Annotated in this window: 22 protein-coding genes; 8 read left to right on the top strand and 14 right to left on the bottom strand. The window is 35.6% G+C overall.

Going from position 1 to position 21,283, the window contains the following annotated elements:
- Positions 1–65: 65 nt before the first annotated feature.
- The 7 genes from AC07XN_RS11255 to AC07XN_RS11225 all read right to left on the bottom strand — a co-directional run bounded on the left by AC07XN_RS11255 (position 66) and on the right by AC07XN_RS11225 (position 4,513).
- Complete coding sequence (locus AC07XN_RS11255) at positions 66–755, bottom strand: C40 family peptidase (protein ID WP_494743142.1); 690 nt, start codon at positions 753–755, stop codon at positions 66–68.
- Between the two features lie 71 nt (positions 756–826).
- On the bottom strand, positions 827–1,060 hold the full coding sequence (locus AC07XN_RS11250; RefSeq protein WP_494743141.1) for a hypothetical protein: 234 nt from the start codon (positions 1,058–1,060) through the stop codon (positions 827–829).
- A gap of 5 nt (positions 1,061–1,065) precedes the next feature.
- A complete protein-coding gene (locus tag AC07XN_RS11245; protein WP_494743140.1) occupies positions 1,066–1,503 on the bottom strand; it encodes a hypothetical protein in 438 nt (145 codons plus the stop codon).
- Positions 1,500–2,075 (bottom strand): hypothetical protein, encoded by a 576-nt coding sequence (locus AC07XN_RS11240; protein WP_494743139.1) that lies wholly within the window; start codon positions 2,073–2,075, stop codon positions 1,500–1,502. Before AC07XN_RS11240 ends, AC07XN_RS11245 begins: the two co-directional genes overlap by 4 nt.
- On the bottom strand, positions 2,068–2,928 hold the full coding sequence (locus tag AC07XN_RS11235) for a hypothetical protein (RefSeq protein WP_494743138.1): 861 nt from the start codon (positions 2,926–2,928) through the stop codon (positions 2,068–2,070). Before AC07XN_RS11235 ends, AC07XN_RS11240 begins: the two co-directional genes overlap by 8 nt.
- Positions 2,906–3,604, bottom strand: coding sequence for a hypothetical protein (locus AC07XN_RS11230; protein ID WP_494743137.1), 699 nt, complete (start codon positions 3,602–3,604; stop codon positions 2,906–2,908). Before AC07XN_RS11230 ends, AC07XN_RS11235 begins: the two co-directional genes overlap by 23 nt.
- 483 nt (positions 3,605–4,087) lie before the next feature.
- On the bottom strand, positions 4,088–4,513 hold the full coding sequence (locus tag AC07XN_RS11225; protein WP_494743136.1) for a DUF5675 family protein: 426 nt from the start codon (positions 4,511–4,513) through the stop codon (positions 4,088–4,090).
- 1,145 nt (positions 4,514–5,658) lie between these two features.
- Between AC07XN_RS11225 and AC07XN_RS11220 the strand changes: the two genes are divergently transcribed.
- Complete coding sequence (locus AC07XN_RS11220) at positions 5,659–6,006, top strand: hypothetical protein (RefSeq protein ID WP_494743135.1); 348 nt, start codon at positions 5,659–5,661, stop codon at positions 6,004–6,006.
- A 4-nt stretch (positions 6,007–6,010) separates the two neighbouring features.
- Here AC07XN_RS11220 and AC07XN_RS11215 read toward each other — a convergent pair whose 3' ends face one another.
- Positions 6,011–6,154 carry a hypothetical protein gene (locus tag AC07XN_RS11215; RefSeq protein WP_494743134.1) on the bottom strand — a complete coding sequence of 48 codons (144 nt, stop codon included), beginning with the start codon at positions 6,152–6,154 and terminating at the stop codon, positions 6,011–6,013.
- Positions 6,155–6,225: 71 nt separating this feature from the next.
- Between AC07XN_RS11215 and AC07XN_RS11210 the strand changes: the two genes are divergently transcribed.
- The gene (locus AC07XN_RS11210) at positions 6,226–6,570 is read left to right on the top strand and encodes a hypothetical protein (protein WP_494743133.1); all 345 of its coding nucleotides are present in this window, start codon (positions 6,226–6,228) and stop codon (positions 6,568–6,570) included.
- Between the two features lie 141 nt (positions 6,571–6,711).
- Here the strand turns inward: AC07XN_RS11210 and AC07XN_RS11205 are convergent, their stop codons facing one another.
- Both AC07XN_RS11205 and AC07XN_RS11200 read right to left on the bottom strand, forming a co-directional pair.
- Positions 6,712–8,571 (bottom strand): redoxin domain-containing protein, encoded by a 1,860-nt coding sequence (locus tag AC07XN_RS11205; RefSeq protein WP_494743132.1) that lies wholly within the window; start codon positions 8,569–8,571, stop codon positions 6,712–6,714.
- 389 nt (positions 8,572–8,960) lie between these two features.
- Positions 8,961–9,497: a hypothetical protein gene (locus AC07XN_RS11200; protein WP_494743131.1), complete on the bottom strand. Its 537-nt coding sequence runs from the start codon at positions 9,495–9,497 to the stop codon at positions 8,961–8,963.
- A 406-nt stretch (positions 9,498–9,903) separates the two neighbouring features.
- On the opposite strand from AC07XN_RS11200, the gene AC07XN_RS11195 reads away from it, so the two are divergent.
- Both AC07XN_RS11195 and AC07XN_RS11190 read left to right on the top strand, forming a co-directional pair.
- A complete protein-coding gene (locus AC07XN_RS11195; RefSeq protein ID WP_494743130.1) occupies positions 9,904–10,731 on the top strand; it encodes an alpha/beta fold hydrolase in 828 nt (275 codons plus the stop codon).
- Positions 10,732–10,747: 16 nt separating this feature from the next.
- Entirely contained in the window at positions 10,748–10,972 is a 225-nt protein-coding gene (locus AC07XN_RS11190) for a hypothetical protein (protein ID WP_494743129.1), read from the top strand.
- Between the two features lie 18 nt (positions 10,973–10,990).
- Here AC07XN_RS11190 and AC07XN_RS11185 read toward each other — a convergent pair whose 3' ends face one another.
- The gene (locus tag AC07XN_RS11185) at positions 10,991–13,249 is read right to left on the bottom strand and encodes a carbohydrate binding family 9 domain-containing protein (RefSeq protein WP_494743128.1); all 2,259 of its coding nucleotides are present in this window, start codon (positions 13,247–13,249) and stop codon (positions 10,991–10,993) included.
- Positions 13,250–13,702: 453 nt separating this feature from the next.
- Here AC07XN_RS11185 and AC07XN_RS11180 point away from each other — a divergent pair, with 453 nt between their 5' ends.
- The 4 genes from AC07XN_RS11180 to AC07XN_RS11165 all read left to right on the top strand — a co-directional run bounded on the left by AC07XN_RS11180 (position 13,703) and on the right by AC07XN_RS11165 (position 17,246).
- Positions 13,703–14,791: a sensor histidine kinase gene (locus AC07XN_RS11180; RefSeq protein ID WP_309921489.1), complete on the top strand. Its 1,089-nt coding sequence runs from the start codon at positions 13,703–13,705 to the stop codon at positions 14,789–14,791.
- 245 nt (positions 14,792–15,036) lie between these two features.
- Positions 15,037–15,777 carry a LytR/AlgR family response regulator transcription factor gene (locus tag AC07XN_RS11175; protein WP_494743127.1) on the top strand — a complete coding sequence of 247 codons (741 nt, stop codon included), beginning with the start codon at positions 15,037–15,039 and terminating at the stop codon, positions 15,775–15,777.
- A gap of 763 nt (positions 15,778–16,540) precedes the next feature.
- On the top strand, positions 16,541–16,705 hold the full coding sequence (locus tag AC07XN_RS11170; RefSeq protein ID WP_494743126.1) for a hypothetical protein: 165 nt from the start codon (positions 16,541–16,543) through the stop codon (positions 16,703–16,705).
- Entirely contained in the window at positions 16,698–17,246 is a 549-nt protein-coding gene (locus tag AC07XN_RS11165; protein WP_494743125.1) for a hypothetical protein, read from the top strand. Before AC07XN_RS11170 ends, AC07XN_RS11165 begins: the two co-directional genes overlap by 8 nt.
- A gap of 144 nt (positions 17,247–17,390) precedes the next feature.
- Here the strand turns inward: AC07XN_RS11165 and AC07XN_RS11160 are convergent, their stop codons facing one another.
- The 3 genes from AC07XN_RS11160 to rsmI form a co-directional block, all read right to left on the bottom strand.
- Positions 17,391–18,986, bottom strand: a complete 1,596-nt coding sequence (locus AC07XN_RS11160) for a Na+/H+ antiporter (protein ID WP_494743124.1) — start codon at positions 18,984–18,986, stop codon at positions 17,391–17,393.
- A gap of 217 nt (positions 18,987–19,203) precedes the next feature.
- Positions 19,204–20,472 carry a lipoprotein N-acyltransferase Lnb domain-containing protein gene (locus AC07XN_RS11155; protein ID WP_494743123.1) on the bottom strand — a complete coding sequence of 423 codons (1,269 nt, stop codon included), beginning with the start codon at positions 20,470–20,472 and terminating at the stop codon, positions 19,204–19,206.
- Positions 20,473–20,521: 49 nt separating this feature from the next.
- Positions 20,522–21,196, bottom strand: coding sequence for a 16S rRNA (cytidine(1402)-2'-O)-methyltransferase (gene rsmI / locus AC07XN_RS11150; RefSeq protein ID WP_309921470.1), 675 nt, complete (start codon positions 21,194–21,196; stop codon positions 20,522–20,524).
- Positions 21,197–21,283 lie beyond the last annotated feature (87 nt).

Below are 21,283 nucleotides of genomic sequence, written 5' to 3'. Positions count from 1 at the left end.
CGTAGGAAAGCCTACGACCAGAGGGAGTTTTAAACCATAATAAGAATTTTTCAAGATTGGTATTGTTATGCTTTTATCTTTAATGAAGATAGTGTTTCTTTTCCTAATATACCATCTACAACTAACCCTTTTATCTTTTGGTAGTTTGAGACTGCTTTTGCTATTTCTTCGTTATAAAATTCATCAATGTCTCCGTGATATAAATTAATTTTGGATAATTTCTCTTTAGTTTCTTGTACTATTTTGTGTTCCATTAAAGGTGACCGTACATGAAAATTTAACGGGGGAGTCTGATAATCAAGCTTCAATATGCTATTACGCTCATATTCAACAGCATTAATCAATATTCCAAACTCCCATTGCCGTCCATCTATTGTACTTTTACAAACACCATCTTTTGTGCTCTTTGCTTCTACGGTTCCACCATTTCCATCGCTAAATGCTATATGTCCGATTTTTATTCCTTTAAAACCTGGTGACCTAAAAACAATTGCACCGTAAGTTTGAGCAGCTTCACTAATATTAATTTTTTTACATAGTTTAGGAACATCATCTGCCCAATACCCCGTGTAGGCTTCATTTCCTCTAACACCAATTTTTATTTGGGTTGATTGAAATACAATCCAACTCACAAACTCTGCACAATCCCAAGGACCTTTATAGTTGGAATTTTCAAATGGTACATGAGCACCAAAAACATATTTTTCCCCTACATGCTTTTGAGCTAATTCTAAGATTTTCTTTCCTGTTGACATAGTGTTAACTTTAATTATTAAATAAGCTTCAATGTTTATGCTTTACTACATGAAGGAGGGGTTTACTTTTGCTATTTTACAAATCCATTTTTCAATTGGTCATCAGTTAATATGTTTTTTTTGACCTTGAAAAACCCTCCTCTAATTAATTTAGAAACTGGAATGCCGTATGCAAGTGTTACAAAGCCTCTTTTTTCATTTGTTCCAACTGTCCCGAACTCATAGCCATACCCTATTTGGAAGTTTAATCGCCCTGCTGACGGAAGCGTAATAATGCTGAGATGAAAAGCAGATTTCCGGCACAAAGAAATTACTTAACTTTTTTAGATTTTTTTGCTGGCTTTCCATATAAAAGAGTTTCGATCAGTTCTGCCGCCTGATCAGCCGGGACATTGGGTAAAATAGTCAACATGAGATCCATTTTGCATTTTTCCAGCCAAAACTTTCGTAACGCGGTGATGACACTCAATATAGTCAAAAATGTACCACCGAATATCAGCTCCATGGTTTGTGGTTGATTGCGATAATAAAGGGCAAAATAGATCCCTAACAGAAAAATCAGAAAAAACATAACGGTCGCCGTAAGGACAATAACCCTGTTGAATTTATTTTCACGAATCAAATGATCTACAAGTTTGTTTTTTAGTTCTTCCGAAACTTCAGGCTTGTGAGCGCCTCCGGCTTTGATGGCTACTGACCATCCTGCTTCCTTTAAAAAATCTTTTAAGATATCGTCTGTGTTATTCATACTATTTTTTCTAAAAATGTTTTAGTGACCACGGTAAATGCATCTTGATAGTTTTCTTCGCTGGTTTGAAGATATTGAAATAATACCCAATAAAAATAAAACCAATTAGTAATAGAGACCGTTTCCTGAATGTATCTTACAGAACAACTCGGTCTCTTGGATTTTATTTCAGTAACGAGTTGTTCGGGAGTGCATACGCATAGGTCTAAGATTCCTACATAATCCTCGGGAATTAGCAGCACAAAGTCACGAAAAGTGACCATTTTGTCGAATAGTTCTATTTTCCCAGCGCTCCAATGTGCAATGAAGGTTATATGTTTATTTAATGGAGTAAACAATCCGGTGATTACATCCGAAGTGATATTACAGATAACTTCCACTCCCAGTTTTTCAATCCGTTCTTGAAAAACATAGAAGGGATCTACGATCTCGCTTTCATATTTGGCCCAACTGGAACAACAGCATCTGGCAAATTCATGATCGGCATCTTGCTGTTGCGTGAAAAAATCATGTTGTGTCAAAGGAATGGCCACACTAATTAAACAATCGACCGGTTTAAGAACATTATCCATCGAGCGCGACTTTGTTCGAACAAAAGTGAGAAACGATCATGTTGCCGGATAACTCGTCTTTAAACCTTATTAAAAAGTCTTTCGATGAAAGCTTATTTTTGAGCATCATTTCTTTTTTAGCGTCACTAACAATATCCGCAAGGCTGACTGGTTTCGAAGAAAGCGTCAAAAATCGATTTGATAATATTTCGCTAAATGCTCTTAAAGCTACTTGGGTACGGGCATAAATCTCCAGAAAGTACCGCCGAGATTCCTTGATATAGGAAACAACTCTTGAAAAATACGTTCGTTTGTTAATGACAATAGTTTCAATCTTTCCAACCCGAACATCGCTGACTCCTTCCATTTTATGAAAAAAATCATTTTGCATTTGTTCACTAGCATTGACCCGATTGATGGTATTGACCCTAACATCTTTGTCTAATGAAGCAAATTTAACTTCACAAGTGCTTTTAAAATTCGCTTCTTCTGTTGAATTAAAGTTAAGCAGGTCAAAATAAAGGTCTTGGCGGTTAGGGCGGTTCTTTGTCCCGATCGCATTTATCAGTTCGCTATAGCTGGAACCGCTATAAATAGGGTTACTTCCGCCAATTGAGGCGGTGTAATTAACTGCCCCGTTCGCAGTTCCTTTCTCTATTGAAAATAATTGCGTACGCTCGTTGTGCGCCATGTTTATCAGTGATAAACGGGCTTTAACTTCAGATGCCTTCAACGGGGGACATTTAGCATTTACGACGTTTGTCGCCACTAATTTGCGTACGTCTGTAAAACATTGCTGTGCTTTAACAAAATGAAACCCCGCGATCAGGCATCCCAGTAATAATGATAATTTACTGATTTTTATTTTTGTCATCTTGAATATAAAAGTCATACATTTCTAAAAGTAGTAATTTATCATTCGGGGATTTTCGATACCACCAATCAAATGGTTTTATATCGAAACCACTGGTTTGCGAATTATAGGTCGAAGGATAGCCGCCTGTATGGAACTCAAAATTGTTATAGCTGAAATAAAAGTATTTTACGTCCATAGGAATATCAGAAAGCACTTCGGGCATTACCAACTTGCCTTCCTGTTCTCTTTGCCGCAAAACCTTATTCATTTGCTCTACCTCAGCTTTAGTCATTCCCTCGGCTTCCGCATCGTTATTAATCTTCTTACGGAAGTGGTCGATCTCATCTTTGTCATAAAGAAAGACGATTTTGTATTTTTTGGTGATGACATCGTAATGAGGATCATTAACCAATGTCATTATCTTTTTTGAAAAAGGGCACCAAGAGGCCATTGTGCAATAAAGTGTTTCACCATCCACAGGGATCGTGATTTTAACGTTATCTTCCGTGTAAACGGTCATCTCTGCTTGTTTTACATTATTAATTATCGGCAAACGTGAGGTATCTATCTGAGGCGTATCAACCACTGGAGAATCTATCACTTTCTCTTTGCGGGGGTTTGAAGAAGAGGAGCAGGAACGGACCCCGGAGATGAGCAAGTATAAAATTAAGCAGCTAAATAAGAATTTCCTCATTGTGATTTGATTTAGATAAGTAATGGTTAAGAATTAATATTATTGTTGGAATTTAATTTTGATTTTATCGAAGTCCTCTTGACTTTTTAATTTTCTTAATTGCCATGATAATAAAGGCGATAAAGTTAAATCCCATCCAACTTGAAAGCGTTTATCAAATCGATTTAACAAAGACCTATAACTATCTATTCATACGTTAGTTCTTGTAATAGAATACCGTTGCTGTTTCAAGTCTTTAGACTTGGAACGATAAATAAAGTTCATTCTCTGACTGCAACTCAAAGTAATGGTAGGGACGAATGGCATTCGTCCTGTTGAAATGGCATTTGTGGAATCAAGGTCGTATGCCATACGGCCCTCCATTTTTCTAATTTCACTTACAAGCTGAAATTGTTTTTTCATAGCCCAAGTGACGCTTTGATTATTTTAAGTTTAACACAAAGAATGTAATGGAGGCTGAAAGTTATATCTACTATTCTGTGGTTACGTACTTGTATATTCAATAAACTGCCCACCAGCTTTAATCTTACCAATTACTTCATCGTATAATTTTTTATAAGTAACTCTTGAATTTAAAACAGCATCCTTATTATTTAGGATGCCAATCTTGTTACCTACTATCAAACAACCCTCTGTATCACTAATGGTATTCCCCCTATGGAGTAGTATGAATTCAAATTGAGGTACATTTTTAACCCAAATCATCTCATGGTTATAGGTTGCAGAAAACTTAGGCGACCATTTGGTAGCTAAAGAATATTTACCATCAGGAATACAAGTTTGACCATGAATTTTTGTAGTTCTCTTTGCATCTTCGATGCTAAAACAAAAAAGCTTACCATCTACATAAACACGACCAATTTCGCAATCTGGATGATGAATAAAACGTTCGACTTTAATGAGTGACATGTTTAATTAAAGGTTTTTAAATGTACCAAAGAAGAGTTTTTGTAAATATTCCTTATCACTATTTCTTAATGTTGAGCCACCTGAAAGGATATAATTCCTCCCTTCAATGGCTTTCTCATCTATTTTATTAGACACGCAGGTATAACGTACTCATTTATACGTATTGAAAAATCAGGATGCTTTGCTTCAACTGATAATATGTGTTGGTCTAAGGTCTTTGTAATCTTGGACGCTTGCAAACAAAGATGTGGTTTGACAAGGTTTATTGTCTGCCGATATTCTTTTGGTGTGTTTTAAAGTTTATATTCAATAGCTAAAGTGTTGTACAAGTGTCAGATTATCAATAAGATATGTGCTGTTATAAATGTTTGATTAAACCTAGCAAATCGCGGATAAAAAGTCAATAAAAAGGCGTTAAAAAAACAGGAAAACTTATTATACGGTAGTACGCTTCGATTAATAATGTGTTTTGTGTATTCTAAGGACTAAAATTATGCAAAATCTACTACCATATTAAATACACAGCCCCGCCCAGATAAATGTGGGATAATCCATTTCTCTATTGTATTTTTACCCTTGCTTGGTGTAGTGTTTTTACCAAATTCAACACACAGTGTAATCATTTAATAATTTTCAATACTTATTATGGAAAATGACTTAAAACACCGTTACGATTTTTTTGTAATTCTTAATCAAACACATTACACAGGTTTTATCATTAGATTTGCCCTCTTGCTGTTTCTATCGTGGTTTTTATATTATCAGTACACCGCTCATGAAGATTCCGTATATGCACTGCTGCCCTTATCTAAAAAGACAGTAAACGATATCATCCTTTTTGTATGCTTATGTATTCCTTCTGTAGCATCAAAAAAAATCACTCTTTATTGGCTAGCACTAGTTTTGTTTGCGTCTATTATCTCATGGTAGTAGGAGGCCTCGGGTAACTTCAAATTTATTATCTATTCAATTCAATTATGGGTTTACACCAAACAAAAACAAACATGAAAACAACACATTTATATACTCAGAAAATTAGTTTATTCCCCATGCTGTTTCACAGCTTTAGATGTTTCTTCTTTTTAGTAATATCTATTTGTTTTTACAATTGCACTAACCATTCTACAAAAAACAATGAATGGGCAATGAACAAACCGCCTCAATTTTTAAACAATAGTAAAACTTCAGACAGTTTGAAAGTAGCGTATAGTTGTGAAGGGATAGAATATGAAAATTGGGCAGAAGAAGATGCTAAGGACTCTTGTTTGACGGTCAGTTTAATAAATAGTAACAAAATACCATCGGGTAATATAGATACTGTTGGCGAACAATTCCGAAGGATAGCTTTATCAATACAAAAATCACTAGTGAAAGCCAAAGCCTATCGTTCTTATAATATCATTTTTGTCAAGAAAATCACCGAACCAGACGGTTCAATAATCAAAGTCCATTCATCAGGTATGGAAATATCGAATAGAAATTTAAGTAAATGAACAGTTAAATATCATTCTTTTTCGTTTCTGCTAAGGGTTGTTCTACTCCAAGTGTTTTCTCAGTGATTTTCAAATCTTTGAAATAGAAGTTGTTTAAACTTTCCGTTTCTGAGGTGAAAGTATTATATTTTTGAATTGATTTTTTCAAAATTTATGAATAATAGTATCGCTAGGTTGAGTAAAGGGATAAAAACTAAATAAACTTAAAAGGCAATTAAAATGGAAAAAGAATTTTATTATATAGATGAATTCAATGTAAAGACTGTCTTCCACCATCAATTATATCTTGACTATTTATGTAAATGTGTAAAAGATATTTTAAAAAAAGATGTGGATACTAAGGTTTACGAGCATTGGGCGTCGTGGTTCAGCACATTGAAAGACTATGATGACGTTTACATCATAATGCACGAAGGATCTGAATATCTGGCAGTAATTCTATCTGGTGGTGGAGAGAGTGATGAATATGGTAAACTTACAAAAAAACAAAAGGAGGAATTCACCTCTTTAATGCTTAACTACTTGAAAGAAAAAGGTATTTCATCTTTTATTGAAAAAATTTGATAGTGTTTGGTGTAAACTATTCTCTCGCTTGGGGCAATGTGTTTTCTCTGACGTAGTGAAAAACATTACGCCAAGCGAGGGTTGTTGGTTGGATTATCTTACATGTAACGTAACATAGGCAACTTGAAAATGACGAAATGATTATTCACTAATTATTTCAACAACAGACTTTAATTCCTTAATTAATTTCTCCTCAGAACCGAACCCCTCACTTTTATATCGAATTTTCCCGTTAGTATCAATTACGAATTTCGCTGGAATACCTTGTACATGATAAGCCGTAGTTACTTTATAGTTTAAATCCTTCATTTCGTCTATCAGTACATGGAAATCCTCTACTTTTTTTGTACTAAGTATTCTATTTATTTTTTCATCCTTATTCTTTATATCTTCGTTCTCCATAGTATCTATAAAAAGAAACTTCACAGGCTTGTCTTTGAGTTCAATCATTGCTTTTTTCATAGCAGGGAATGACGCTATGCAAGGTGCACACCATGTAGCCCAAAAATCCAATACTATAATACTTCCTTTGAAATCAGATAACCTTACTAAGTTTCCATTCAAATCTCTAAGTTTAAAATCTGGTGCGTCAATATTTATCATTTTTTGTTTTAAAACCAGCATATTTGCATTCTCAGACTTTTCTTTTACACTAACATTTGCCTTTTCAAATCCAATTTCACTACCAGTTGAAGCTACGTATGCTACTTTGTAAAGAGAATCAATAATTGGGTTTGAAACATTATCTTTAATATATTCTTCGGAAAGGGTTCGTGCTTCTTGAAATTGACCATCTGCTATCAAGTATTGAATTAGGCGTTTATTTAGGTCTGTGAAAATATAATTTTTGAGATATATGGCTTTTTTTTGATTTATAATAGCACTTTTCTTATCCCCTAATTTAAAAAGAATTTCAGCATACGTATTAAGTGCATCTCCATAAAAAGTGGATAATGTATCATAACTTTGATGTGATAAAATTGATTTCTCAATTATTATTTTTGCTTGTCTGAGGTCTTTGTTCTCTTCTGAAATTCCAGAAGCTACTTCATTCAATTTACTTCCAATCATAATGAAAACCTGTTCAGATTTATCTTTTTCTACCAACGAATTAAATGCTAAATCAAGATTTTCAAAATCATATTTTTGGGCATAAGCTGCAAGTAGCTCCACTGTTAAACCTCTATACTGTACCTCGTTTAAATGTGGAAATTTCTTTAGGATATTCTCATACAAAGCAATGGCTGTATCAGGCTTTACTTGTGAATAATAACTTAATATTTCAAAATTCTTATGAATTGCAGTAAATCCATTTGGATATTTCTGAACGACTAATTTTTTTAATGAGTCGGCGACTTTATAATTTCCATTTGCAATGATATTTGCATAGCGATAAGAAAACTTTTCATTACTCCCTGTTTTCAATATTTCTTTAAAGTTTTCTTTTGCCAAACCTATTGCTTCCATTTTACGATTCGGTATTTTCGATAGATGTTCAATGTAATAAGGCAGCGTTGATTTCCTCATGTCAGGATGTAATGTGTATTCTTTTTCTATTAGCTCTAACGCTTTTTCAGGCTCAACATCACCTTTAAAACTAAATTCATTCCAAGAATTTGAGTACCCTTGTTGGAAAAAGGTTCCTTTTTTAAGTTTATCTCCTTCATAAACATTGAAACCATAACCCTTTCCTTCATTATTATCTATTTCTTTTTTGTTTACAATCTTAATAGTAAAAAAAGAGACCGAATCTGGAAGGATAAAACTACCGGTTAATTCATTATTAATTAATTGAGTCTTGATTCCTTTCTGCGGCATTCTATTATCATCAAAACAAAAAATATGATACATTTTTGTACCTGCTTTTGCTAACTTTCCCGTGTAAGTAATTGTGATTTTTTGACCTGATTCAGGCTTTGAAGGATTCAAGGTGATGTGGCTTATTTGGGAATAAGCACTTAAAGTGATAACGTTGATTAACAATAACAAGGCATATTTCATAGACAAAAGTTTAAAAAATTTAGGCAAAGCAAGTTACACTTTTTAGATTAAATATAAGAATAACACGCTCTTAAAATATATATTAGATGCGTTTTAAGATTAAGGTGAAATTAAGTTTTAACCCTCGCTTGGCGTAGTGTTTTTCACTACGTCAGTGTGTCAGACCTTCTTCGAAGGCTACCCTCAGTCTGCAACGGCTAGTGACTGAGTAGTCAACTAGAAAAGTTATAAAATTGGTTACATTTTTGCAATGTAACATTGCAGTATGCTCTGACGTAGTAAAAAATACTACGCCAAGCGTGGGAGACAACTCGACAAGTTATAAAATGCATTGCAGTACACACTTACGTAGTGAAAAATATTACGTAAAGCGAGTGGCAATAAAACCCTTAATTTGAAGGCTCTATATTGCCTGTAGAGTCAATAAAGTAATTTTTTGATTGGATAATCTTGTTGGAACTGTTTAAGGTGGTTACAATAAAAGTCAGATCTTTATTTAATTTACAATTTATAAGATTTTCTGTCTTTTGTCCTCCAATCATCATTTTGGCAATCATTGTACCTTTTTTATCAAATGTAACCAAATTGATTCGAACCACATCTAAATCAGGAGTATCATCAAAATCTGTAATTCGGTATGTCAGCAGAGTGAAATCTTTATACTGAACTTTACCTCCACAATAAAAATATGAATCCTTCTTATAGGGTTCTTTTATACCATTTAAAAATTTCATAAATTCCTTCTTGCTAAAGCCTTTTGTAAAGATATCCTTATTGTTTTTAAGAGGTTCATCACTAACAATAAATGGAAACTCTAGTTGCTTAAATTTTGTCAAGAATGATTGAAAATTTGTTTCTTGCCCAAAACAAGGATATACCACCAATAATGTTAGGATTTTTAAAAAAATCAGTAGCTTTTTTTTCATGATTTTATCTTCTATTTGGTCGAATATTTGTTACTATATAAGTTCATTTTCGTCTTTGTTGGAGATAACTGCAACAAAGACGAAAAAGTTGCCCTTCCATTCCTAGCGAGGAACTTAAGTCTCGTTCTGGTCGTAGGTTTTTACCTAAGACCAGAACGAAAAATAGAGCGTCACGCTCTGCATAATTTTGGGTCGTAGCGGATGCAACGACCAGTTTAGGGCGAAAGTATTTTAAAAGTTAATGTAATACTTTAGGGAGTTGGTACGTTTAGTTACTTTAACAAAACTAAGTTATGACACGAATAGTATAGTGCTACAAAACTTTAGCATATTACTGAGCTAGTGGCAATTTTAAGGTAACCCAGTTTCGATAACTTCTAAACATTAAAAAAGAAATTTACAAATTATGAATAAGTTATTCATTTTGCTTTTTAGCTTACCAATATTTTTTTCTTGTGGTAAAACAGATGTAAGCCCCGACCCTTTTAATACGGTAACTATTAATTTACCAACCCATAAGCTAGTCAGTTTTTCAATTATCAAAAACACAAAATACCTCATCGTTTTTGAAACAGGTTTGGGAAATGATCATACAATATGGAATCAAAAAGACTTACCGATAACTATAAGTGCCAAACAAGATGTTTTGATGTACGACAGAGCAGGTTATGGCAAGTCAGAGAAAGGGCCAGCACCAAGGGGCATTTCTAAATTAAGTAACGATTTAGATAGCGTTATAACCAGATTTGCCAATGGTAGAAAAATAATACTTGTAGGGCATTCTATCGGGGGAATGATTATTCGAGATTATGCCATCAAAAATCCTTCAAAAATAGCAGGTTTGTTATTTATTGACCCTTCGCACGAAGCATTCAACAACCCTACTCAGGAAGAAGAAGACCTTTACTTTAATACTTTATTAACTAGTAATGGTGCAGACTTTGGCCCTACAATGGAAGCAAGAGAATTAATAGAAGATTCGCAATATATGGCAACCCTCCCCAATTTACCAAATGTACCAGTAATTGTGCTGACAAGTATGAAAGTAGAAGTTCCCTATACTGCAACTGACAAACAAAAGTGGTTTAATGCACACGAATTACTAAAAAAAGGTTTAATAGATTTTACACATATATCAACCTTAAATTCAGGTCATTACATTTTTATTGATGAGCCTAATTTGGTATTAGACAACTTAAATTTACTCATTTCAAAACTGCCAACAACAATGTAACGTTTTCCCACCGTTGTTGGCGTTTGTTCTCCAACAACAGGGCGTAAGCTACGGTGACGTACACTCATGGCATGAGTTATTTATCTCGAATGAAAGCAAGGCAGTACAGCATCTAAAATACGGACTAACGAGAGAGGGCGATAAGTCTTCAGCGATTATTCTAATACTGGTCGTAGGTTCTCCTACGACCCAAAAGGAAAGAGAGCGTTACGCTCGCATTATAGCAATTATTTCACCATAAACAGCTGATAACGCATCATCAAAACTGCTTCAAATAAGAAAGCTTCGCTATCAAATGTAGCTCATGCTGACGTGCTAGTTCGTTTGTCGTGATTCTGGTTAGCCCATCGTTTGATAATTGGGTGCGATAGTCGTTGAAACCACGTTGATTGAATACCAAATATAGGAACGACAACGGTTGGTATTCCCATGAAAAACGGATATTCCATACATCAAAATCGTTGGTAGAATTATGCTGATAAAATCCAATTAATTGTACCCTCGGGTTTAAGGCAAAACGCCCCGAAAGAGTATATAATTGAGTATTGCCCGAAGCCTTTTCTGTCCCCAAATTACTATAACTATTGTTGGTAAAGCGTGCTTCCATAGAAATATGTGGAATCGGGGCAAACCTAAGCGTTGAGGAAAAAGTAGTCAATGAACCATCGTAATATTTACCAATTTCTACATTTCCCGAGATTGATATTTTTTTAGACCCATCCGTTTCCCCAAATATCATGTAGCGATTGTACTTGAATTTCCCGCTTGGAATAGCTACTTTAAAAAACGACAGCGTGTCGCTCCCGTCGCTATAGTCAATCAACTGATAAAAGTGGTTCGTGAAAAGACCAAGCCCTCCGCCATTTTGGAAGGTAAACCATACAGGGTTAGTACTCCATTGTTCTTCAACCAATTTGCCCGTAGTAGCCGAATAATAATTCAGGTAATATCCGCCTGGTTCAAAAGCCCTGATAAAACTAGGTAGCCATTTTCCCCGATTCAGCCAGTAAAAACCCGCCGAATTTTCAACTACATCAGGACGAGCCACAAAACCCATCTCAGGGTTAAAAGCCTTGTTGTTGATATTTTGCGTAAGCCAGTAAATCCACGATATGCCTTTGTGGACTAATTGATAATGCCCTGCCAAACCCGTCTGATTTTCGTTACTCGACTTCGATAACATCGCCATCGTATTCACGTTGGTACTTTCGTTGATACGGAAGAAACCATCGGCCGAAGCCGTAATATTGGCATGGTCGCTATCATTTTTCAAGGTAGCAATACCGCCAATTCTGTTTTGCTTGCCGATATTTTGCGAGTATCTCCCTACGACAAAATCCGTAGCAGAATATACATCATTTCCCTTCTGACGAACATACATAAAACCCGTATTGCTTTTGGTAGAACGGTTTACCAGCCTAGCACCTACTTCAATCGGCACAGGATTTCCATCATTATCCAAGCCTATTCTTCTACTGAAAAATGGCTGAATACGTTGCTGACCTCCATAGAAGTCTTCGATAGGGCTAAGACCTGCTGCAAAAAGAGAGGCATTTTCTAAGAAAAACTGTCGGCGTTCTGGAAAGAAAACTGATAGTCGCGATAAATTATTTACCTGTCGGTCGGCGTCAGCTTGGGCAAAATCCGTATTATAGGTCAAATCCAGTACGGTGTTGGGTGTAATCGCCCACTTTATTTCACCACCCAATTTTACTTTAGAACCATTGCTCTGGTCATAAAACTCCGAGCCGTTGTATCTATCTTCCGAAATCAATAAATAAGGTTGGAATCTAATATTAGGCTTAGGAGGCGGAGGCAATATTCCAGACAGTTTTCCTGCATACTGCATCCTCGCAGGCGAAAAAGCACGTGGCAGAGCCGACCAAATGGTTTGCTCGTTGCTCATGCGGCGCATTCTGAAAAAGTTAATGCCCCATGTATTCGCTTCAGTGGTACGTTGATAACGTAGGGTTTGCCAAGGTATCGAAAACTCAGCAATCCATGCGGTGTCGTTTCTGGAAGTCCGCACACGCCAAAGCCCATCCCAGTCGTCATCAAACACTTGGTCGTCGAAGGCCAGCAAGTCTTTTTGTGACCCATAGGGATTAGTCATAAAAATCATCGCATTGCGTTCGTCGTTAAACCCATCTATAGAAATACCGACTTGGTCACTTCGACCAAACGTAAAGTCACGCTGTAGGTTAGTCACACGTAATGCTTGTTTGCCCAGAGGTTCGTGCAAGATAGCCGCTACGTACAAATAATCGGCATTATACAAAAGCTTGAAAACAGACTTTTGAGAAGCTGGTTGTTTCTGAAAAGGTTCAACCTGAACAAAGTCTGTGATAGATTGAGCATTTTTCCAGACAGATTCGTCTAGTTTGCCATCAACTTTGATAGGGTAATTGATAAAGGTAGCCTGAGTTTGTTTTTTGATAGAATCAGGTAGGAAGATCTCTTGGGCTTGGAGGAAGCAACTACCACCTAAAAATAGTAATAAAGCGTAAAAATAGCGCATAAAAATGATTGAAAATAAAGAGGTTTGTAATTTTCTAGCAATGGTGTAAGGTACACAAAAATTAGGGACACGGCAAAGCCACGTCCCTATACCCCTTAACCAAATTAATTATTATCTTACTTATAAAAAGTATCTTTTTGAGAAGAATATTGCAATAAAACTCCGCAAGAAAAACGTTTTTATAGTGTTTCTATACGGAGTTTTTGAAACTTTTTTACTATTTATTAATGGGTTGATGAATTGTAATTCAAAAATTACATCCTGCAATTAAGTTAAAAATATGGTATAAATTTAGATAAATTAGCCAAAAATCACTAAATATTCGACCAATAACGTGAAAAAGGTAAGATTCAGCACAGCAATATTGTGATACAGTTTATCGAAAATAATATCTTTTTACTGATTTTTTATATAAATTTGATAAACCATCTTCTCAATTAATATCTAAAAACCGTGCAGACAACAGCTTCATTACCCCATAGAACCGCTTTTTTTACGGATCTTTCCGGAAAAGGAGTCCTTAGCCATCGTTGGGCTTATCATTCTCTTTTCTGGATAGTGCTGAGTTTATACAATATTTTGTATTTCGGCTTTTTGATGAACAACTATACTCAGGCTATTTTTGAGTATTCCATGAAATTCCCGTTTTATTTTATCTTGGTCTATGGTAATATTTATTATCTGATTCCCCGTTTTTTATTAACAGGAAAATACGTCCAATATTTTGTGTTTTTGGTGCTAGCAACCCTTGTCTCGGTGGCTATTATCCAGACGCTCATCAACCATTTGATACTGATTAATTACTGTCCAGTAGGCTATCGCCCCAACGCCTTATTCGACCCTAAGCCTACCGCCAAAAGAATGTTTGATACGTTTTCAGTGTTGGGCGTTACTAGCGGTATAAAACTGACAAAAGACTGGATTGATAATCAGGAAAAAATAAAAGAATTGGAAGGGCAAAGTGTAAAAAATGAATTAGAGTTTTTAAAGTCGCAGATTCAACCGCATTTCTTTTTCAATACCTTAAACAATTTGTATTCGCTTACGATTAAAAAATCGGATTTAGCTCCAGAGGTAGTAGTAAAGCTGTCGGGATTGATGAGCTATATGTTGTATGAGTCTGACAGCCACGAAACAACGCTAAAAAAGGAGATAGAGCATATTCAGAATTATCTTGATTTAGAAAGCCTACGCTTTGGCAAACGCCTGAACCTTGAGTTTGAAATAGAGGGCAGTACCGAACAGCGAAAACTGCCACCATTGTTGTTGCTACCGTTTATCGAGAACGCTTTTAAACACGGGACGTCACACGAAACAGGGATTTTAGATTTAAAAATAACGCTAAAAATCATCAATGGTAAATTGCTTTTTGTAGTGGTCAATCCGCGATTTGATAATAACACTAATCGAAAAAAACACAAAGGATTAGGACTTAAGAATGTTCAGCGACGATTGGCCCTGCTTTATGGGAATAATTATGAACTGAATATACAGCCTACTGAAAATCAATATGTTATTTCTTTGTTTATTCCTTTGAAATAAGACGTATCGGTATAGCTCAGTTCCATTCTTCTTTTATTAAAATATTAAAACCGTGGGCTGTGGCACACAGAACACAACCAGCATTCAACTCCTTTCTATTAGCGGGTGACTTAAGTCACCCGCTAATAGAAAATGATTTTTAGGATTATATTATCAAAAGAAGTTTAGCACATTGCATAAGAGGTTTTTACAGAATAATATTTGAGGATATTTTTATTTGAGATGACCACTTAGCTTTACAAAACATGAAACTAAAAACGCTAATAGTAGATGACGAGCCACTGGCTTTGGATGTCTTAGAAACATTTATCGAACGCATTGATAGCCTTGAATTAGTTGGGCGTTGTGAAAACGGTATTCAGGCTTTTAATTACCTCAAAAAGGGTGATATAGATTTACTTTTTCTGGATATTGAAATGCCTACTTTAGATGGAATGGAGCTATTAAAAAGCCTTCAGAATCCTCCTAAAGTAATTATCACTACGGCCTATCGTGACTATGCCGTTGAAAGTTTTGAACTTAGCGTGGTTGATTATTTACTAAAACCTATTCCTTTTCAGCGCTTTGTAAAGGCTGTCAACAAGGTAGTTCCTCAGGAAAACGAAGGTAGTCAGCCAGTCACGACGGGTAATATTCAGACTAGTGTCAGCGAACGCCCCGAGGCAATGTTTATTAAAGTAGATAAACGCATTGTAAAGATTAATTTTGCCGATATTCTATTCATAGAGTCGCTGAAAGACTATATTAGGATTCATACATTGTCAGGAACATTTGTAACCTACCAAACCATGAATGGGATAGGGGATATTTTACCTATCGAACAATTTGCCCGCATCCATAAATCATTTATTGTGTCTATTTCAAAGGTAACATCTATCGAAGCAGGCGATTTAATCGTTTGTGGCAAAAGCCTACCAGTGGGTAGAAGCTTTAGAGATGGTATCTTAGAGAAGATTTATAAAACTGGGGTTTTGGCGGTGAAGTAGAAGGTTTTTGAGTTGTGAGTGATGAGTTTTGAGTTAAAAATGTGAAGTCCACATCTGGTCATAGGCTCTCCTACGACGCCAAAGATAAAGAGTGGTACGTTCGAAATCCTATAAATAAATGCTCATTCTTATCACTAGCGAGGGACTTAAGTCCCTCGCTAGTGATAAGAACCTAGAACTTAACAACCTTGAAGCTCTTTTGAAGCCCTCATTCTGGTCGTAGGCTCTCCTACGACTTCAAAGATAAAAGAGCGTCACGCTCGAATACCTAACAATCACCTTAAACAATTTCGAGCGAGACGCTCTTCCGTGTTTTGGGTCTTAGGAGAACCTAAGACCAGTAAAGGAGAACTAATAAGAGGTCAGGGGTGATACCCAAGTCCCCAATATGTATAAACCGAAAATGATATAATATTTATTAATATATATTTGGATGCATCATCAATATTTAATGACAATTTAAAGGTCTTTTTAAACAAGACGGCGAATAAAAATATTAGTAAATTTAATAATGAACTTAAAAATATTATTCCCGAAAAAATTACACCAGTATAATCCTCAATAAGTAAAAATCTCGTATCATAGACAACACTAATATAAATATATAAGAATGACATTGTATTGAAAATAGCTAGTAGCCTAATTATTTTATTGAAATTCATATTGGTGTTATCATTAATAAGTTTAAAACTACTTTATTTTTGCTTACGCTTGAATGTTGGCGATAATACCAACAAGGGCATAAAAAAGAGAAGACACAAAAATGAATAGAATACATGAGATTTTTCATACACTTGGCTTTGACCATCCCAAAGGTACGGGAGGAAGTGATGGTATTATGAAATATCCACCAGAAAAACCAAATCAAAGTGATACAAATAGAATTGGGGATAGCACATTTTTACCAAAAGTTAAAGTCAATGAATAAATTTATTTTAGCCATAGTTTTAAATTGCCTTGCAACTTTTTTTGGAAAAAGTCAAGATTGTTTGACTGAAAGAAACAATGTGTTCTTTGTAGAGATAGATATAAGGGGACGTTCTCTGAATCCGATAATGATGAATGGCATAACAAAATCTATCAAAATAGCAGCATACAAAAAAGATAATCCTTTACTTTTTTTGCAGAGTTTTTACAGTAATAGCAATTACTCTCCAGACGTTTCATTACTCGCAGACCGTTTACTAAAGGAATGTCAAAATATGGGGTATGGTAAAAACAAAATGATGCTTACAAGTAAAAACTTACTAAAAAAAAGTGTTAGTAAGCAATTCCTATTAAGTTCAGGTGAAACTGTATTTTTGAGAGTTTCAAAAATTGATGCTGAATTATTGAAATTGAATAAAAATGATAAAGTAATACCAATTAATTCAAATGAAATAGCTTTGACAGAAATTATGGAAATAAATATATGCTATATCCCTTTGAAAATATATAGCTGTAAGAAACCTCGAAAAAACGAATTTTAGAATAAAGGCTATTAGTTAAAATGATTTTATTCACGTGCGAGTTTGTCCGACTGTATACTCCTCATCTGGTCGTAGGCTCAGGCTCTCCTAAGACCATTAAAGGTTCTTTAGTCCTTGAGTCCAAACATCCTAAAATCCTCTCCACTACACCATTTTTGCCCTAACCTTAAATTCCTCTATATCAATTAAAGACTGATACTTTCGGATTAATTCTTCGTCAAATTCATCTTTTAGGTTTAAGGTATTTAGTAGTGTACGTTGGTCTTCGAGCATCTCAAGGTAAATCGTCTGACTATTTGTTCCCGCAAAAACTTCATCACTTTCGCTGCCTTCTATCCTCTGGGTCAAAAAGCTTAGTTCAATCTTGAATTTTTCATACAAATTATTCAAATGCACGTTTTGTAAACAGCCCTCACCATACTTTTCTTCTAAAAATAATAGAGAGTTTTTAGCAATTTTCTTTTGAATAATTACTTCTTGATCATCTTCATTGTTGTAGTGATCGCTGATATAAACTTTTTTTATTATCCACGGGAGGGTAAGTCCTTGAAACACCAAGGTTACTAAAATAACAATAAAGGTGATGAATAAAATTAAGTTACGGTGTGGAAAAGGTTGCTCTTCGTTAATCAGCAAAGGTATCGAAAGGGCAGAAGCCAATGACACTACGCCTCGCATGCCAGCCCAACCAAAAATAAAAGGTAACCTCCATCCCGGGTTCGAATCTGCTACGGTAATAAACCTACTCATAAAACGAGTAGTTAGCGAAGCCCCCATTGTGCATAATAATCGAGTAAGAATTATTACCACCGAAATAATTATGCCGTAGCCAATCGCTTTACCTAGACTTACTTCGCCAAGTTGGTTCACGACAGTAGGTAACTGAAGACCGATGAGTAAAAAAACGAAACAATTTAGTACAAATACCAAGTTTGCCCATACGTTCTCGCCCTGAATCCTACTCATGTAAGTAAGCGTTTTTTGACGTTTGCTCGATAAAAAAAGTCCACCGCTTACTACGGCAAGTACACCTGAATAATGAAAACTTTCGGCAAAGTAATACATACAATAGGGTGTAACGAAAGTCATTACTATTTCGATATTGGAAGTAGTGGGTAACCATTTATAGATACCATAAAAGATAAGCCCTATCAATACGCCAATTAACAAACCCATTACCACTACCATAAAAAAGCTTTGGGTAGCCTCTTTAATGTGAAATTGCCCTGTGATAATAGCGGCTAAAGCAAAACGAAATACAATCAACGACGAGGCATCATTCATCAAACTTTCGCCTTCACAAATGCTTATTAGCATTTTAGGGGCTTTTACTTGCCTTAGAATGGTTGATGCTGAAATAGCATCTGGCGGAGAAATAATTCCCCCTAATAAGAAACCAAAGGCTAGGCTAAATTCAGGAATGATGGCATTTGATACAACAGCAATGATACAAGAGGTGATGATGACTATCGGAAAAGCAAAACTTGTGATAACCCGTCGCCATTTCCAAAACTCTTTCCATGAAATTTGCCAAGCAGCATCATAGAGGAGGGGAGGCAAGAAGATAAAAAAGACGAGGTCGGGCTCAATCGTTACATTAGAAAATTCTGGAATAAAACTAAGTACCAATCCACCCAATACTAGCACGATGGGATAGGCCAAACGAAGTTTATTCGCAACCATCACCAATGCTAAAATTATCAAGATAAGATAAATATAATCAAAGAATAAATGTTGCATACCAATGTTGGGTGAAAGTGAATCTATCGTAAAATATTCCTAGCGAGGGACTTAAGTCCCTCGCTAGGAATAAAGGATTGAATTTAACAGCTTTGCTTTAGAGAAAAGATAACTTATGACCAAAATGTCATTAAATTCTAACCCTTTTTATTAGCGTGTGACTTAAATCACACGCTAATAAAAAGGGTTTTGAGGATTGGGTGGAAGAAGCAAGAGTTTACTCCAAAGTATGCTCTTTATGAATCACTTCCAAACGGCGTCCTTTAATGATTTTACGGAATTTAGTTTGGGTCATTCTATGTTCTCTTTCAAAGCCAGCATGATAGAATGCTCTTATGATAAGGATTAATACGAGTAATGTAATATCCCACGAATATTGTACGGCAAAAAATAAGCCCATCGCTAACAGCAAGCCAATAAACATGTAATAATATCCATACCAGTAGCTACCGTTACGCTCGTGAGTAAGCAAAATAATAGGAATATGGAATGGAAAAGCCCACAAAAGGTTTTTGTTATAATTAGTTACGCCGTGGTCGGTACCAAACCACAAGAAAAGTAATAACCAGCCAATGAGTCCTGCTATCGAAAAAAGCACTTTATCGAAATTATAACCTTTTTGTCGGCGTTTCCAATGCTGATACGTTTTATAGCCTGTAAATATTAATACTAACAATAGCCAGAATCGAGGCGTTAGGATGAAAAGAGGCTCTTCGTTGATGGGCGTAGTGCTATACATGGGGTTCTCGGAACGAACCAAAAAACGCAAAACGTGGTGTGTCATTCTTTTGGCAGCACGCATACTTTTTTGCAGATTTTCAGGCAAGTAGCAAGATTTAAACTGTAATATTCTTTCGTCAGCAGGAGCCCCCAATGCAATGTTCATCCCTAAGGCAGACCAGTAATGATGCTTTCTGATTAAACATTTGTTCATCCATTGGCGATAGGTACTATCGTTCATTTCGGGGATATTTTGCAAATGTACACTATCAGTACAAGCCACCATCATGGCATCGCGCACGCGAGTAGCACAGTTATCATAAAAGAACTTGTACATATAAGTCCGTGTTGCAGGATTATTGTAGGTTGCTTCGAGATTATTATACACAATTTGCTTTTGTGCAAGCGACAAATCCAGTACCTGCTCAGTCATATTACGGTGCTGTTCCAGATAATACTGTTGGTAGGCAGGCATTGGCGCATACGACATCTTGTAAGGGAGCTGTCCTTTTACAAATTTCCAGTAGAAGTTCTCCGTTTCAAAATCATATATGCCAAAATTATAAGCCTTATCGATTTGATTAACGGGGTCGTAAATCCACAAAAGCGTATGCCCAAAAGCATCATTTAGCTCGTTTCCAGGCTCTACGGTAATCAAACTTACTTTACTGTTTTCAGATAATGTTTGAGCTTTTACCAACACATTTGTAGAAACGAGTATGGCAAAAACAAGTATTAAATGTTTAAAATAAGAGAGGTATTTCATTGATTAGTTTGGATTTGGGATGAATTTTCCCTCTAAAATAGTAATTTTTTTATGCTTTACCAGCAACTACAATCACAATTTCACCTTTAATAGTATTTGGGTTGGTCTGATAATGCAACAAAATTTCAGCCAAAGTTCCCCTGATGTTTTCCTCAAACACTTTTGTCAACTCACGCGAAACACAAGCCTGACGCTCAGGAGTGAGGTATTCGGCTAATTGTTCAAGGGTTTTTAACAAACGGTGTGGCGACTCATAAAAGATGATTGTCCGTTCTTCTTCTGCCAAATTTTTAAGTCTTGTTTGTCTTCCTTTTTTATGGGGCAGAAACCCTTCAAACGTAAAACGGTCGGCAGGTAAGCCCGAATTTACCAAAGCAGGCACAAAAGCCGTCGCTCCCGGTAAACATTCAACTTCGATGCCTTGTTTTAGACATTCTCTTACTAACAAAAAGCCAGGGTCAGAGATAGCAGGCGTTCCCGCATCTGATACCAAAGCCAGCACTTTGCCTTCCTTTAATAGTTTGATAATGCCATTGGTGCCATGATGCTCATTATGGGCATGGTGTGCATACAGTGGCTTTGAGATATTCAAATGCTTTAGCAATATGCCAGAATTTCGGGTGTCCTCAGCCAATATAGCATCAACAGATTGTAAAACTTTTACTGCTCTATAAGTAATATCATCCAGATTGCCAATGGGCGTTGGAACAAGGTACAATTTCATAATGTTTTTTTTATTCAATCAGTCTTTAACATTTCAATCTTTAGCGAGGGACTTAAGTCCCTCGCTAAAGATTGAAGTGTTATTTAT

Source organism: Arcicella sp. GW458-12-2-14-TSB2, from assembly GCF_059423785.1.
Note: the sequence above shows the minus strand (reverse complement) of the source record. Positions and strands in the feature narration are given on the sequence as shown.